Here is a 14,486-nt window from a genome sequence, read left to right as displayed (position 1 = left end):
TTCGGCGGCGAGCGGGGTCCGGTGGCGCCCAGGACGCTTACTACGCTCCTTTGTCCCTTACTGTACGAGGAGAAGGAGCGTAGTAAGGGACAAAGGAGCGTAGTAAGCGCTGAGTCCCCCCTGGAGCCGGGCGTCTACTCCTGGCTCCACGCCTCCCACAGGCCCGCGTACTCCCCGCCGCGGGCGACGAGCTCGGCGTGCGTGCCCAGCTCCACGATCCGCCCGTCCATGACGACGGCCACCCGGTCGGCGTCCTGCGCCGTGTAGAGCCGGTGCGCCACCTCGACGACCGTGCGCCCCGCCAGCGCGGTGGACAGCGTCCGCTCCAGCGTGCGCGCGGCGTGCGGGTCGAGCAGCGAGGTCGCCTCGTCCAGGATGAGGGTGTGCGGGTCCAGCAGCACCAGGCGCGCCAGGGCCACCTCCTGGGCCTGGGCCGGGGTGAGCGCCAGGTGCCCGGAGCCCACCATGGTGCCCATCCCGTCCTTGAGCCCGTCCACCCAGGCACCGGCCCCGATGGCCTCGAGGGCACGGCGGATGGTCGCGTCGTCGGCGTCGGGGCGCCCCAGGCGCACGTTGTCCGCGATGGTGCCCACGAACACGTGGTGCTCCTGGGTCACCAGGGCCACGTGGCGTCGCAGCTCGGTCTCGGCCAGGTCGGTCAGCGGCACCCCGCCCACCGTCACCGTCCCGGAGGTGGGCGGGTTGATGCCCGCCAGCATGCGCCCCAGGGTCGACTTGCCCGATCCGGAGGGCCCGACGACGGCGAGTCGCTCGCCCGGCACGAGGTCCAGGTCGATGCCGTGGAGCACCTCCACGCCCTCCCGGTAGGAGAAGCGGACGTCGCGCAGCACCATGTGCCTCCCGTCGGGGAGCTCGCCGGTGGGGGCGCGGTCGGCGGGCACCTCCTCGACGCCCAGGATGCGCGAGAGCGAGGCCTGCGAGACCTGGATCAGGTCGATCCAGAACATGAGCTGGGCGATGGGCTTGCGCAGCTCCATGGCGTACAGGGACACCGTGGTGATGGCCCCCAGGCTTGCGTGCCCGCCGGCGGCCAGGAGGGCGCCCCACAGGAGGATGACGACGACGGGCGCGCGCCAGGCTACGTCCAGGACGAGGAACAGGCGCAGCCGCAGCTCGGCGGTGTACCGCTCCAGGCCCCAGGCCTCCTCGACCGAGGCGGCGATAACGGCCTCGCGGTGCGTCCCGATGCCCAGGGCGTCGATGGTCTCGGCGTTCTCCACGGTCTCGGTCACCGCGCCGTTGAGGCGGGCGAAGGCCGCCGAGCCGGCCCGGTAGGCGGGCACCGAGATCGGCAGGTACCAGCTCATCATGGCCCACACGGGCGGCACGATGACGAGCAGGCCGGCGGCCAGCAGCGGGTCGCTGGCGGCGGCCGCGACAATGGTGAACACGATCGTCACCGTGCACACCATGATCTGGGGGATGCCCACGCGCACGAGGAACTCGATGCGCGAGACGTCGTTGGTGGTGCGGCCCACGAGGTCGCCGGTGCCGGCGGACTCGACGGCGCTCAGCGGCAGGTGGACGACGCGGTTCATCATGCGCTCGCGCAGGTCGGCGAAGACCGACTCGCCGAGCGTGCGGGCGTACATCTGGGCGAAGCGGTTGACGACCGCGCCCGCGATGGTGACGACCGCAATGACCAGGACGACCCGGTCGACGTAGCCGGCGGTGCCGGTGCCCGCGGCCACGCGCGTGACCAGGCGGCCCAGCAGCTGCGGGGCCACCAGCGTCGCCAGGACCGCGACCACCTGGAGAGCCAGCACGCCCGCGAAGCGCCACCGGTAGGAGGCCATGATCCGGAAGGTCTTGCGCAGGGCGACCCTGCCGGGGGCGACGGGGAGCGACATCAGCTTCTCGCCGCCCCGGCCGCGGTGGCGGCGTCCGGGCCGGCGGGCTCGCTCGGGCCGGCGGGCTCGCCGTCGCCGTCCGGGCCGCTGCCGGCGCCGCCGTCGTCCGGCTGCTCGCCGTAGGCCCGGGCCACGACGGCCCGGTAGGCCAGCGCGTCCGGGTCCCCCTCCCGGGCGCGGGCGAGCAGCTCGCGGTGGGTGGAGCGCGCCCGCTCGCCGTCGTCGCCCAGGAGGACGACCTCGTCACAGGCCTCCAGCACCAGCGGCGACTCGGTGGCGACAATGGTGGTGCGCCCCCGCCGCGCGGCGTGGAGACGGCGGGCCACGCGCGACTCGGTGTGGGAGTCCAGGGCGCTGGTCGGCTCGATGAGCACGAGGGCGGGGGCCTCGGTCAGCAGGGCGCGGGCCAGGGCCACGCGCTGGCGCTGGCCGCCGGACAGGGAGCGGCCCTTCTCCGTGATCATGCCGGCCAGGCCCCGGTCCAGGGAGGTCAGGACGTCGCCGGCGTCGGCGACCTCCAGGGCCGCGAGCAGGCGGTCGTCGCCGGGCAGTTCCTCGGCGGCGGGGTGCACGTCCTGGTCGGCGGCGTCCACCCCGGCCCGCTCGGCCTCCGCGGCCACGAGCGCGTCCACGCCGACGGGCTCGTGCGCCGCGGCGCCGCGCACGTCCAGAGCCTCGCGCAGCGTGCCGGTGAACAGCTCGGCGGTGGCGCCGGAGACCACGATCGAGGCGCGCACGTCGCGCAGCGGCATGCCGGTCAGCGGCCTGCCCGCCAGGGTGACCGCGGGGGCGTCGTCGTCGAAGCGCCCGAGCCGGGTGGCCAGCGCGGTGGAGGCCCCGGGGTCGGCGGCGACGACGGCGGTCATGCGGCCCGGCGCGAAGCGCACCCCGGAGGCCACGTCGATGATCTCGCCGGCCGCGGTCTCGCCGTCGGCGGGATCCAGGGCCAGGCGCTCGGCGGCGGTGCCCGCGGCCGGGACGACGTCGAGCAGCCTGCCCAGGCGCCGCAGCCCGACCATGGCGCGCGTGTAGTCCTGCACCGAGGCGGAGAAGACCATGAGCGGCCACGACAGGTAGGCCGTGTAGCCGTAGAAGGTGACGAGCTCGCCGGCGCTGATGGCCCCGTCGATCGCCATGCGGGCGGCCGCCCACACGACGACGGCGACGAACAGGCCCGGCAGGAGCACCTGCAGGCTCATGAGCACCGACTGCGTGCCGGCCACCTCGACGCCGCGCCGGCGCAGCTCCTGGGAGGCCTCGCGGTAGCGACGGGCGAAGACGTCCTCGCCGCCGATCCCGCGCAGGATGCGCAGGCCCGCCACCGTGTCGGTGGTGATAGTGGTGACCTCGGACTGGGCCTCGCGCTGGACGGCCTGGCGCCGCTGGAGGGGCCTGATGACCAGGGTGACGATCCAGGCGACCAGGGGCATGCCGATGAGCACGATGAGGCCGAGGCGCACCGAGACCGAGACCATGAGCACAGCCACCACCGCGAAGGACACGGCCGAGCCGATCAGCGGGGGCAGGCGCTCGAAGAAGTTGCCGATGTACTGGGCGTCGGAGGCCACCACCGAGGCGACCTCGCCGGTGGAGACCTGGTGGGGCAGGTCGGCGCCGGTGATGGAGACCTGGCGGCCCACGAGGCGGGCGAGGTCGAAGTTGGTGCGCATCCAGGCGAGTACCCCGAAGTAGGACTGGGCGGTGTCGCCGACGGCGTAGACGACGAACAGGACCAGCAGGCTCAGGCAGATCGTCCACAGGCGCGCGTTGAGCCCGTTCTCGATGCCCGAATCCAGGGCGGCCCCCAGGAAGGTGGGCACGATCGCCTGGATCGTGTTGGACACGACGGCAGCCAGGCCCGCCACCGTCAGCGGTCCGGCGGCCCGGCGCGCGAGCCAGCCCAGCAGCGCCCGGACGCGGGAGGACGGCGGCTGCGGCAGGGGTGCATCAGGGGCAGGGATGAGCCGTCCGGCGGCGTGCAGCAGAGGCATCGGCATGATGCCTGGAGGTTATCGGAGGCCGCCGGGGAGGGGACAGCGCGTTGTATCGCTTGGCGGGGTGAGAAGTGCCGCGCTTGCGGCGGGAATACGCTCGGGGGCCGGGTCTCGGGCCGTCCCTGGCGAGGCGCGGTCGGACCTGCTGTCTCACGCGGTCGTACCTCGGGGCCGCAGTCGAGGGGAGGTCGAGGGGAGGAGGCGGAGGCCCGCCTGGCAGCAGGGTTCTGTTGCTCTGTGTTGCTCTGTCTAATTTTTAAGACACGGTACTCGCGGACGGATGGGGGATGCTGTGCTGTAGAGTGCACGGCAGCGATCTTCTGGAAGGCTTCCCGCATGGATCCCGAACAGCTTGCTGCGGCGGTGGCCGTGGCTGATGAGTCCCTTGCAGCGCAGACAACCGATTACAGGCTTCAGGCTGCCATCGCCCAGGACAGGCCCGACCTGTGGGCGGCACTGGCCTCGAATCCCACGACCTACCCCAGTCTGCTCACGTGGTTGTCCGGCATACAGGAGCCGGCCGTGCAGCGGGCGCTTGAGGCGCGTGGCATTGCCCCGCAGGCGGAGACGGTGCCTCAAACCGGAGAGGGCGCGCCTGAAGAAGGCCAACCGGATGAGCCTGCCGAGCCGCAGGCGGACGGGGGTGCGTCTGAGGAGCCGGCCGAGCCGGAGGCCGAGGAGGCCGCCGAGCCGCAGATGGACGAGGACAGGCCCGATGAGGCAGGGACCGAGGGGGCTGGGCCTGGGGAGGCCGCCGAGCCGCAGGCGGACGGGGCCGCGTCTGAGGAGCTGGCCGGGCCGCAGGCCGTGGACGACGCCGAGTCCCAGGCCGACGGGGCCGGGCCTGAGGAGACTGCCGAGTCCCAGACGGATGAGGCTGCGCCTGAGGATCTGGCCGTGGACGACGCCGAGTCCCAGGCCGACGGGGCTGGGCCTGAGGAGGCCGCCGAGCCGCAGGCGGACGGGGCCGCGTCTGAGGAGCTGGCCGGGCCGCAGGCCGTGGACGACGCCGAGTCCCAAGCCGATGAGGCCGGGCCTGAGGAGACTGCCGAGTCCCAGGCGGATGAGGCTGCGCCTGAGGATCTGGCCGTGGACGACGCCGAGTCCCAGGCCGATGAGGCAGGGACCGAGGGGACCGGGCCTGAGGAGGCCGTCGAGCCGCAGGCGGATGAGGCAGGACCTGAGGAGGCCGCCGAGTCCCAGGCCGACGGGGCCGCGCCTGAGGAGGCCGCCGAGCCGCAGGCCGTGGAGGCCGCCGGGCCGCAGGCCGAGGACGACGCCGAGCCGCAGGCCGACGGGGCCGCGCCTGAGGAGGCCGCCGAGCCGCAGGCGGCCGAGGATGTGCCTGCGGAGGCGAGTGAGCCGGGGGCGGGCGTGGTCCTGTCGGAGGAGGAGGCCGCCGAGTCTCGGGCGGACGAGGCCGAGAAGACCGGCTTCGAGCCCGAGGACGAGACTGAGCCCCAGGAGCCCGCTGAGCCCCAGACCGATGGCAGCGCGCCTGCGGACGCGGGCGAGCCCCAGAAGGGGGAGGACGCGCCCGAAGCGGCGGCTGAGCCGCAGGTGGACAAGACCGTGCCGGTCGTGCTGCCGTTGAAAGCGCCTCCGGCGCCGGTGGTGGAGGCGCCTCCGGCGCCGTCGGTGGCATCTTCGGCGCCGGTGGTGGAGGCATCTTCGGCGCCGTCGGTGGCATCTTCGGCGCCGTCGGTGGCGTCTTCGGCGCCGTCGGTGGCGTCTTCGGCGGGGGCATCCGCCTCTCCGTCGGTGTCCCCGTTCTCAGCGGACTTCGCATCTCACGCCATGGCCGCTGCTTCTAACAGCTCCTATGCCTCTAGCGGTTCCTTCGTCCCGACTCAGGACCGGACGGCTGCTTCCCGTGGCTCGGCGGCGTCGCCTCCGAGATCCCGCAAGCTGATGATCGTCACGCTCGTTCTGGCGCTGCTGCTCGCCGGTGGAACAGGCGGGTGGTTCCTCATGAGCGCCATCTATAAGGACAGCCCCGTCGCCCTGAGCCTGCCCGGCACGGGTCGCAAGACTCACCAGGGGAAGAAGTCGGCGAGGGACTCGGCGACGTCGGACTCGGACTCGCGCTCGGTGTCCGCCGCCGATGACCCTGCGGGGACCAGCGCCACGAACTACGTGACGCCGTGCGGGAGCGCTCCCACCTTCACCCCCACATCCGTCAAGAACGGAGAGGGGGAGCTCAAGGTGGAGGTCAAGGTGACCGCCTCCTGCCCCAGCGGCGACGTCCTGGGCGGAACCGCCAACCACATCGAGATGAAGGGCCCGTCGCGATCCGACGGCACCGGGTCGGCCGACGCCCTCATCGCCTCGGGCGACTTCGACTTCTCCGACTCGCCGCTCGTGATTCCTGACTCTGGGACATCGCTGATGCTCCGCTTCGGGGACGGGCACTTCTTCCGCACGGCCGACGACGTGGATGTCAAGACCGTCACCGTTGATTGCACTCCGGACCGTGACTCCGGGGCGGGCGGAGCCACCGCGGGCACCTCGAGCGCCTCCGGCTCGTCCGGCCCGTCGTCGGCGGCAGCCTCCACGACGAGCAGGGACTCGACCTCCGAGGAGTCGGCGGCGGGGTCCTCCCTGCGATGGCAGGCCGATCACGACAAGCCTACGATCACCAGGAGCCTGACCGGCAAGTGGGTGGCGCAGCTGTCCTCGAAGAAGCCTGGCCTCGTCGCCGACGGCATCACCTGGGACAACCGCGCCACGCTCCAGGAGTTCCTCGAGCTGCGTCAGAAGTACCCCAGCGCCAAGCTCCTGTACAGCGAGGACTGGCCCGTCTTCGACGCCGGTGGCCAGTACTGGGTGACGATCGCCGGCACCCCGTACAGCACCGCGGCGGAGGCCAACGCCTGGTGCGAGGCGCAGGGCTTCGATGCCGAGCACTGCTTCGCCAAGTACATCGACACCAAGGGCCCCTCGGAGGGGACGACAGTGAACAGGTGAGTCCGTGCCCGGCCCCGAGCCTCGTGCCCCGGGGCCGGGCGCTCGACTCGCTTACGAGCCGTTCTTGAGCGCGAGCACACGGGCGACGGAGTCGTCCACCCGCTTGGCGAAGTCGGGATCGCCCTGCGCCTCGGCGACGAGTGCCTGCGCCATGTCGGCAACGATGGTGGCATCGGCCGAGGCCAGGACGATGTCGCAGCCGGCCCTGACGGCCTGGACGGCGCGCTCGGCGGGCGTGCGGTCCTGCACCTGGGCCGCGGCCGAGACGTCGTCGGTGATGACGACCCCGGTGAAGCCGAGGTCCCCGCGGAGCATGTCGGTGACGATGACCGGCGAGAACAGGGCCGGCGCGGAGGAGTCGATGAGCGAGTAGATCGCCGAGGACACCATGACGGCCTTGGCACCCCTGGCGATCGCGTCGGCGAAGACGGACACGGCGGGGTCGTCGGAGCGTGCGGTGACGTCGTCGGTCACGCCGTCCGCCGTGTCCGTGTTGGCGGTCACCCGGCCCAGGCCGGGGAAGTGCTTGTAGGTCGCGATGAGGCCTGCGGCCTCCATCCCCTGGGCGAAGGCAGTTGCGCGGTCGAGCGCGGTGGCGGCGTCGTGCCCGTACTCGCGCTCCCACTTGCCGATGGGGCCGTTGCTCGACGGGTCCGAGATGTCAACGAGATCGGCTACGGGCGCCAGGTTCATGGTGATTCCGACGTCGGCGAGCTCCTTGCCCCACGTCTGGGCCTCGGCAGCCAGGTCGTCCCGGGACGTGGCCGCCTGCTCGGAGGCGGAGGGGATGTCGGAGAATCCGGCTCCGCCCAGGACCTGGACCTGGCCGCCCTCCTGATCGGTGGCCACGAGCATCGGGGTGCTGTGGGTGGTCTCGGGGCCCACAAGGCCGGTCAGGGAGGCGACGACGTCGCGCACCGCGTCGGCCCCGGACCGGGTCGGCTTGGCGATGAAGACGTTGCCGATGTGGTGGGCGGACACGGCGTCGAGCGCGGCCTTCTGAGCGCCCGAGGTCTCGGCGCCGACCATGAGGAGCTGGCCGACCTTCTGCTCCATGGTCCAGCCCTCCAGCGGCCCCGGGGACGAGGAGGCGGTGGCCCCGGGGTCCGGCGCAGGCGATGACTCCACCGGGGCGGCGGCCGGGCTCGTGGTGGCCGGGTCGTCCGTGGGCTGTGAGTCGGACGCCGGGCTCTTCGCGTCGCACCCGGCCAGGGCCGCGACCCCGAACAGGCCGGCGAGGACCACGGGGCGCCGCCCCACCGTCCGGCGGGCGGCAGAAGGAGATGGACCGGTGAGGAAGTGGTCGTCCATGCTCGCCACCCTATTCCACTTCCCGCTCCGGCCATGAGACGTGCGCGGGGTTGGGCGGGTCACTCCCAGCCGAGCTCGTGGAGGCGGTCGTCGTCGATGCCGAAGTGGTGGGCGATCTCGTGAATGACCGTCACCTCGATCTCCTCGACCAGCCGCTCGCGGGTCGCGCACCAGCGCTCCAGCGGCCCCTTGAAGATCAGGATCCGGTCGGGCAGCACCATCGACCAGGCCTCGTCGCGCTCGGTGAGGGGGACGCCGTCGTACAGGCCCAGGAGGGTCGGCAGGCCGTCGGCGTCGTAGTCGGCCTCCGTGAGCAGCTCGGGCTCGGGCTCGTCGCGGACGAGGACGACGACATTGTCCATCTCGGCGGCGAGCCGGTCGGGGATCGAGTCCAGGGCGTTGCCGACGGCGGTCTCGAACTCCTTGTCGGACAGGTGCACCGGGCTCATGGGCCGAGCCTCTCACACCGCACCGCGGTGAGCAGACTCACGCCGGGGGGATTTGCGTGGAGGGAGCCCGGACCCATACTGTTCTACCCGGTTCGAGGCGCGACGACGCCAAGGGCAGTGGGCCCCCATCGTCTAGCGGCCCAGGACCCCGCCCTTTCACGGCGGTAGCACGGGTTCGAATCCCGTTGGGGGTACTGGCTCGTGCAAGTGAGATCGCTCATGAAGAGTCTGGCTTCGTGCCGAACGAGGCCTCGTGGCGCAGTTGGTTAGCGCGCCGCCCTGTCACGGCGGAGGTCGCGGGTTCAAGTCCCGTCGAGGTCGCGGAGAGTCGGTCCGGTCTGTTGAGGCCGGGCCGATGCCATCCCGAGGCTCTGTAGCTCAGTTGGTAGAGCGTTCGACTGAAAATCGAAAGGTCACCGGATCGACGCCGGTCGGAGCCACCGCGAAAGGCCCGGAACCCACAAGGTTCCGGGCCTTCGCTCCGTCTCACCATCTTCTTGCCGCTCCGCCCCTCGCCCCTTCGCCGGGATCGGTAGGTCTCCGGCTCGAGATCGGTTCACCTCCGCGTCGAGATCGGTCCGGTCCCGACGTCGGGGCCGGGCGGCGCGGAGAGCGCCGAGGAGGGCGCTCGGGGCGAGTACGAGCCTCTCGGGGCTGCCCCGAGCCGGTGATGACCCGGCTGACGGCCCCGTTGCGGGGCTCTTGCGGCCGTTCTTCCCCGGACCGGTCGCCGAGCGGGGCGGCGCCGTCGTCGGCGATGCTGCCTGCGGCGACGGCGGACCGGGCGAGCCCGGCAGCCTCGGCTCCGGATCCGCTCACCGGCCCTCACCGCGCCGCACGCGCCGACGGCGGTGCCCGGTGCGCGCCTCCACGCCGACCACGTGGATGCCGAGCATCCGGGTCCACTGTCCGAGCGCCGCGGCGGTCAGCAGCGCCAGTCCCCGCATCCACCGGGTGTCGGCGGCCCGGGCCGCCGCCTGGAGCATGGCGGGAGCCCAGGTCCCCAGGTGCTCGGCGGTGAAGCGGGCGGCTGCGGTCAGGTGGGCGTTGGCGAGCGCGTCCTCGCCCCGCTCGCGGGCCTCGACGGCGCGCCGGCAGCACCGGGCGACGAAGTCGAGCTCGAGGCCGATATGGTCGTCGGGCTCGCGATTGAGCCGCGGGGCCTGCAGGCCGGCGGCCCGGTAGGCCTGGCGCACCTGGAGGGTCTGCGTGTCGAAGACCAGGCCCTCCTCGCCCCGGTGCACGGACTCGAAGGGCGGGACGGTGGCGGCGGCGGTGCGCCCGTAGAGCCGGTCGTGGTCCCGACGCGCCTGCTCGGCGGTCTCGCCGAGCTCGCGGGAGCGGCGCAGCGCCTCAAGCGCGTGGGCCAGGGCCGGGTCGTGGGGGTCGGCGGCGGGGGCGTGCAGCAGCGGCCACTGGTCGAGCAGGGCCACGACCCCCTCCATGTCCTCGGCGGCGGCCGGTGCGAGATGCAGCCGTCCCAGGACGCCGAAGGCCTCGGCGAAGGCGTCCAGCGTGGCGGTGTCAGTCATCGGCGCTCCTCATGAAGCTCGTTGCGGTGCCGGTCAGCCGAGCGTGTACTGGACGGTGTTGAGGCCGTCGCGGACCAGGCCCTCGTAGTGCAGGGCCCGTCCGAGCATCTCGGAGACGACGGCTGCGAGCAGCGTGCCGGTCAGCATCCAGCTCAGTGCGGGGCTCGGGCGCTCGGAGGTGCGGGCGCGCACGTGCGCGAAGATCCCGGCGGCTACAACCACGGCGGCCAGCAGGATGAGACGGGCGGTGAGCACCGGCCCGAGATAGTGCTCGGCCACGACCCGCGCGGCCGGGCTGCCGTTGGACAGCGTGAGCAGGTGGAGGGGGTAGGCGACCATAATGACGATGCCGCTGAGGGCCGCCAGCAGGGTGATGCCGCGCAGGACCCGGGTGGTCAGGGCTGTCACCTCCGCGGTGAGGGGCTCGGAGGCGTCCAGGTGCAGGCGGGCCCACAGGGGCGCGAGCCGCTCGCCGCCGGGCAGACGGCGTCGTGCCATCAGCGTCCAGGTGGCCAGCAGGGCGACGCCGACCGCCAGGGAGCCGGTCAGCAGCGTGGAGGCCACGAAGAAGACGCTGGTGGCGGGGGTGTGCCAGGCGGGGATGGTGCGCACCGACTGGTAGACCCCGCACATGGAGACCACCAGCGCCAGGCCGGCCGCGGCGGTCAGCGCGGCCAGGACCGCGCGCAGGCGGCGGCTCAGCAGGCCGAACCACTCGCAGGCGGCGAAGGCCATGCCCAGCGTCCCGAAGGCGGTCCCGCCGGCCAGCTCGCGGCTGAGCCAGGACGAGCCCAGGTGGCGCAGCGTGTTGAGGGCGTGGAAGGGGTCGCCGAGGTGGAAGAAGGCCGCGACGAAGCCCAGCACCAGCAGTGGGCCGACGGCGAACATGGCGGCCGTGCTCACCCGGTCGACGGTCTGGGGGCGGGTGCCGCGCAGGTGGGCGAACAGGTGCACCGCCCCCAGGACCCAGAAGGCGCCGACGGACATCTGGGCGATGACCGTGAACAGGATCATGGGCAGCTCTTCGGTGCGCATCAGATCTCCTTCGGGTTCATGATGCTGCCGGTGCCCTCGTCCCAGCTCTGGGCGTCGCGGTGCGGCTTGATGACCAGGTGCGGCTTGGTCAAAGAGGGGTCGGGCAGGGGGGCGATGCCCGCCTGGTCTCCGTGCTCGGCGCGCAGCCGCTCGATGGGCCCCCAGTCCAGGGCGCGTGAGGGGCAGGCGCTGACGCAGGCGGGGTCCTGCCCGGTGGAGCGGTAGTCGTAGCACAGGTCGCACTTGGACATGTGGCCGCTGCGCGGGTCGAGCTGGGGCGCGCCGTAGGGGCAGGCCCACTGGCAGTAGCGGCAGCCCACGCACTTGTCCTGGTCCACCCACACCGTGCCGTCGTCGCGCACCGACATGGCGGTGGTGGGGCAGACCTCGACGCACACGGGGTCCTCGCAGTGGTTGCAGGACACGGAGGTGTAGTAGGCGAACACGCTGGGTGAGAAGGTGCTGCCCGCGCACTGCCAGGTGCCGCCGGCGTACTCCACCACCCGGCGCCAGGTCACGCCCACGGGCAGGTCGTGCTTGTCCTTGCAGGCGACCTGGCAGGCCTTGCAGCCGGTGCACAGGCTCTGGTCGAAGAAGAAGCCGTAGGCGGCGCGTTCCCGGGTGAGGCTCTCAGTCATGGTGATTCACTTCCTGTGGCAGTCCTAGGCCTTGACGACCTGCACGGTGGCGGTGTGGACCGCGTTGCCCTTGGCCAACGGGGAGGGGTGCAACGAGGTCAGGGTGTTGACCGAGCCGGCCACGTCCACGGGCCGGTCGGGATTGGCCCCCGGCGGCGGGGCGACCTCGTCAGCGGGGCGGGGGTCGTACCAGGCGCCCTGGGGCAGGTCGACGACGCCGGGCACGATCCGTTCGGTGACGCGGGCCTCGATGCGGATGGTGCCGCGGTCGTTGTAGGCGAAGACCAGGTCTCCGCTGCTGATGCCGCGGGCCCGGGCATCGACGGGGTTCATGGCCAGGTGCTGGTGGTGCGCCTCCTTCATCCAGTCGACATTGCCGTAGGTGGAGTGAGTGCGCTGCTTGTAGTGGTGGCCGATGATCTGCAGCGGGTACTTCTCCGAGCCGCGCGCCTCCGCCGGCCCCTCCCAGGTCTCGGTGTACTCCGGCAGGGGGGCGAGCAGGTCCCCGGCCAGGGCGGGGCGGAAGTCGTCCCAGGTCCACTTCTCGGCCATCTTGGCCAGGCGCTGGGAGTAGATCTCGATGCGGCCCGACGGCGTCTTCAGGGGGTTGGCCTCCGGGTCGGCGCGGAAGTCATCCAGGGGGACGACCGGACCGGCGTTGCGGCGGTACATGCCCATCTCCACCCACTGCTCGTAGGTGGGCAGGTCGGGGTCCTCTGCGCGGGAGGTCTCGATGACGTCGCGCAGCCAGCCCTCGCGGTCCTTGCCGTCGTAGTAGGCGTCGGAGACCCCCAGAATCTCGGCGAGCCGGCCGCAGATGTCGAACACGGAGCGGCACTCGTAGAGCGGCTCGATGGCCTGGGAGGACATGATCCCGTAGGCCATGGGGGAGGCGTTCTCCCCGGGGTGGAGGTCGAACTCCTCGGCGGCGGAGGTGCCCGGCAGCAGGTAGTCGGCGTAGCGGGCCGAGACGGTCATCTGGATGTCGCACACGACGATGAGCTCGCACTTGGAGTCGTCCCGGAGGATCTCCGCCGAGCGGTTGTTGTCCCCGGTCTGGTTGACCAGGGAGTTGCCCGCGTACTGCCACACCATCTTGATGGGGACGCTCAGCGCCACGTTGGTGGGGCTCCCCTGCTCGTCAACGGGGACCTTGGCTGCTCGCACGCCCGGCTCCGGCTTCTCGCACACCCCGGCGTTGAAGGTGTCCATCTGTTCGCCGTGGTCGATGGCGTCGAGCCAGGAGAACACCGAGATGATCCGGTTGGAGGGGTTGACCGTCGAGGTGTTGAAGGTCCGCACCAGGGGCAGGGACGGAGAGCCCTCCCGGCCCCCGGTGCCGCCGCCGGGGATGCCGACGTTGCCGGTGACGCAGGCCAGCAGGAACACCGCGCGCGAGGCGTTCTCGCCGTTGGCATGGCGCTGCGGGCCCCAGCCCTGGTTGATGGCGCAGGGCTTGGCCCCGGCGATCTCACGGGCCAGGCGCATGATCCGGTCGGCCGGCACCCCGCAGATCTCGGCGGCCCAGGAGGGGGTCTTCTCCACGCCGTCGGGCCCCTTGCCCTCGATGTAGGAGCGGTAGGAGGCTCCGGCCGGGGCGCCGGCGGGCATGTGCTGCTCGTCGAAGCCGATGCAGTAGCGGTCCAGGAAGGCCTGGTCGTGCAGGCCCTCGGCGAGCATGACGTGGATCATCCCGGCGATCAGGGCGGCGTCGGTGCCCGGGCGCACCGCCACCCACTCGTCGGCCAGCAGGGCGGCGGTCTCGGAGTAGCGGGGATCGACGACGATGGTGCGCACCCCGGAGAGCCTGCGGGTCTGCTGGGACACGAAGGTGTGGCCGCCGCCGGACATGCGGGTCTCCAGCGGGTTGTTCCCGAAGAGCACCTGCAGCTTGGAGTGGGCGGCGTCGTCCAGGGAGTTCGTGGCGGTCCAGCTGCCGTAGAAGTAGGGGTAGGCGGCGGTGATCTCGGTGGTGGAGTAGTCCGAGTAGTGGTCCAGGTAGCCGCCCCAGCAGTTCATCAGGCGGGCGAAGGCCGTCTGGTCCGGAGGCCAGGAGCAGGCCATGGTGGCGCCCAGCGTGCCGGTGCCGTAGTTGATGTAGAAGGCCTCATTGCCGTAGTCGGCCTTGAGCCGGGTCATCTTCTCGGCGATCTCGGTCAGAGCCTGCTCCCAGGAGATCTCCTCCCACTGGCCATCGCCGCGCCTGGTGCCCGGCTTGCGCTTGAGTGGCTTCTTGAGCCGGTCCGGGTTGTAGATGCGGTGGCGGATGGATCGGCCGCGCACGCACGCGCGCACCCGCTGGCTGCCCAGGGTGTCATCGCCGGTGTTCTCGGGCAGGACCCGCACCACCGTGCCGTCCTTGACCTGCAGCCGCAGGGGGCAGCGCGAGCCGCAGTTGACGGTGCAGGCCGACCAGACGGTCCTGTCCGCCTCCTCCATGCCCTCGACGGCGCGGGCCGGCGGCGGGCTGCTGCTCGGCATCCCCAGGTAGGTGGCGGTGGCGACCAGGCCGGCGGCGCCGGCGGCAATGCCCGACCACTTGAGGAAGGAGCGCCGGGAGGTTCCGGCGGAAGGGCCGACTACGACCCTGGAGTCAGCTGGGGTCACAGGTGTCTCCTTTGACAGCGGTGAAACGTCGTCGATCCCGGGACCCCAGAGTATCTTTAATGAACATCTGTTGGATAGTTGT

At 72.0% G+C, this 14,486-nt stretch carries 9 protein-coding genes and 3 tRNA genes; 4 read left to right on the top strand and 8 right to left on the bottom strand.

Going from position 1 to position 14,486, the window contains the following annotated elements:
* Positions 1-134: 134 nt before the first annotated feature.
* Complete coding sequence (locus O145_RS03505; RefSeq protein ID WP_043559854.1) at positions 135-1,871, bottom strand: ABC transporter ATP-binding protein; 1,737 nt, start codon at positions 1,869-1,871, stop codon at positions 135-137.
* Positions 1,871-3,868 carry an ABC transporter ATP-binding protein gene (locus O145_RS03500; RefSeq protein ID WP_229118322.1) on the bottom strand — a complete coding sequence of 666 codons (1,998 nt, stop codon included), beginning with the start codon at positions 3,866-3,868 and terminating at the stop codon, positions 1,871-1,873. Before O145_RS03500 ends, O145_RS03505 begins: the two co-directional genes overlap by 1 nt.
* A gap of 333 nt (positions 3,869-4,201) precedes the next feature.
* Here O145_RS03500 and O145_RS03495 point away from each other — a divergent pair, with 333 nt between their 5' ends.
* Entirely contained in the window at positions 4,202-6,832 is a 2,631-nt protein-coding gene (locus O145_RS03495; RefSeq protein ID WP_052374623.1) for a variant leucine-rich repeat-containing protein, read from the top strand.
* A 51-nt stretch (positions 6,833-6,883) separates the two neighbouring features.
* Here the strand turns inward: O145_RS03495 and O145_RS03490 are convergent, their stop codons facing one another.
* Entirely contained in the window at positions 6,884-8,143 is a 1,260-nt protein-coding gene (locus tag O145_RS03490; RefSeq protein WP_084682345.1) for a glycoside hydrolase family 3 N-terminal domain-containing protein, read from the bottom strand.
* Between the two features lie 59 nt (positions 8,144-8,202).
* Entirely contained in the window at positions 8,203-8,592 is a 390-nt protein-coding gene (locus O145_RS03485) for a metallopeptidase family protein (protein ID WP_043559851.1), read from the bottom strand.
* Positions 8,593-8,713: 121 nt separating this feature from the next.
* Here O145_RS03485 and O145_RS03480 point away from each other — a divergent pair.
* From O145_RS03480 to O145_RS03470, 3 genes are all read left to right on the top strand, one after another.
* Positions 8,714-8,786 (top strand) — tRNA-Glu (locus O145_RS03480).
* Between the two features lie 53 nt (positions 8,787-8,839).
* A tRNA-Asp gene (locus O145_RS03475) sits at positions 8,840-8,913 on the top strand.
* A 46-nt stretch (positions 8,914-8,959) separates the two neighbouring features.
* Positions 8,960-9,032, top strand: a tRNA-Phe gene (locus O145_RS03470).
* 375 nt (positions 9,033-9,407) lie between these two features.
* Here the strand turns inward: O145_RS03470 and O145_RS03465 are convergent.
* The 4 genes from O145_RS03465 to O145_RS03450 are packed head-to-tail and all read right to left on the bottom strand — an operon-like array spanning position 9,408 to position 14,404.
* Positions 9,408-10,124: a TorD/DmsD family molecular chaperone gene (locus tag O145_RS03465; protein WP_052374622.1), complete on the bottom strand. Its 717-nt coding sequence runs from the start codon at positions 10,122-10,124 to the stop codon at positions 9,408-9,410.
* Between the two features lie 33 nt (positions 10,125-10,157).
* Complete coding sequence (locus O145_RS03460; RefSeq protein ID WP_043559849.1) at positions 10,158-11,159, bottom strand: dimethyl sulfoxide reductase anchor subunit family protein; 1,002 nt, start codon at positions 11,157-11,159, stop codon at positions 10,158-10,160.
* Positions 11,159-11,797 (bottom strand): DMSO/selenate family reductase complex B subunit, encoded by a 639-nt coding sequence (locus tag O145_RS03455; protein WP_043559847.1) that lies wholly within the window; start codon positions 11,795-11,797, stop codon positions 11,159-11,161. The genes O145_RS03460 and O145_RS03455 overlap by 1 nt, the downstream gene beginning before the upstream one ends.
* Before the next feature lie 24 nt (positions 11,798-11,821).
* Complete coding sequence (locus O145_RS03450; RefSeq protein WP_052374620.1) at positions 11,822-14,404, bottom strand: DMSO/selenate family reductase complex A subunit; 2,583 nt, start codon at positions 14,402-14,404, stop codon at positions 11,822-11,824.
* Between the last annotated feature and the right edge of the window lie 82 nt (positions 14,405-14,486).

Source organism: Actinomyces israelii DSM 43320 (genome assembly GCF_000711965.1).
GTDB classification, from domain to species: domain Bacteria; phylum Actinomycetota; class Actinomycetes; order Actinomycetales; family Actinomycetaceae; genus Actinomyces; species Actinomyces israelii.
This window is presented reverse-complemented; position numbering and strand designations above follow the sequence as displayed.

Bases quoted from the DNA above. Each gene is read 5' to 3' on its own strand.
- O145_RS03465 (WP_052374622.1), bottom strand. From the start codon at position 10,124: ATGACTGACACCGCCACGCTGGACGCCTTCGCCGAGGCCTTCGGCGTC.
- O145_RS03500 (WP_229118322.1), bottom strand. From the start codon at position 3,868: ATGCCGATGCCTCTGCTGCACGCCGCCGGACGGCTCATCCCTGCCCCT.
- O145_RS03485 (WP_043559851.1), bottom strand. From the start codon at position 8,592: ATGAGCCCGGTGCACCTGTCCGACAAGGAGTTCGAGACCGCCGTCGGC.
- O145_RS03505 (WP_043559854.1), bottom strand. From the start codon at position 1,871: ATGTCGCTCCCCGTCGCCCCCGGCAGGGTCGCCCTGCGCAAGACCTTC.
- O145_RS03460 (WP_043559849.1), bottom strand. From the start codon at position 11,159: ATGCGCACCGAAGAGCTGCCCATGATCCTGTTCACGGTCATCGCCCAG.
- O145_RS03495 (WP_052374623.1), top strand. From the start codon at position 4,202: ATGGATCCCGAACAGCTTGCTGCGGCGGTGGCCGTGGCTGATGAGTCC.
- O145_RS03490 (WP_084682345.1), bottom strand. From the start codon at position 8,143: ATGGACGACCACTTCCTCACCGGTCCATCTCCTTCTGCCGCCCGCCGG.
- O145_RS03455 (WP_043559847.1), bottom strand. From the start codon at position 11,797: ATGACTGAGAGCCTCACCCGGGAACGCGCCGCCTACGGCTTCTTCTTC.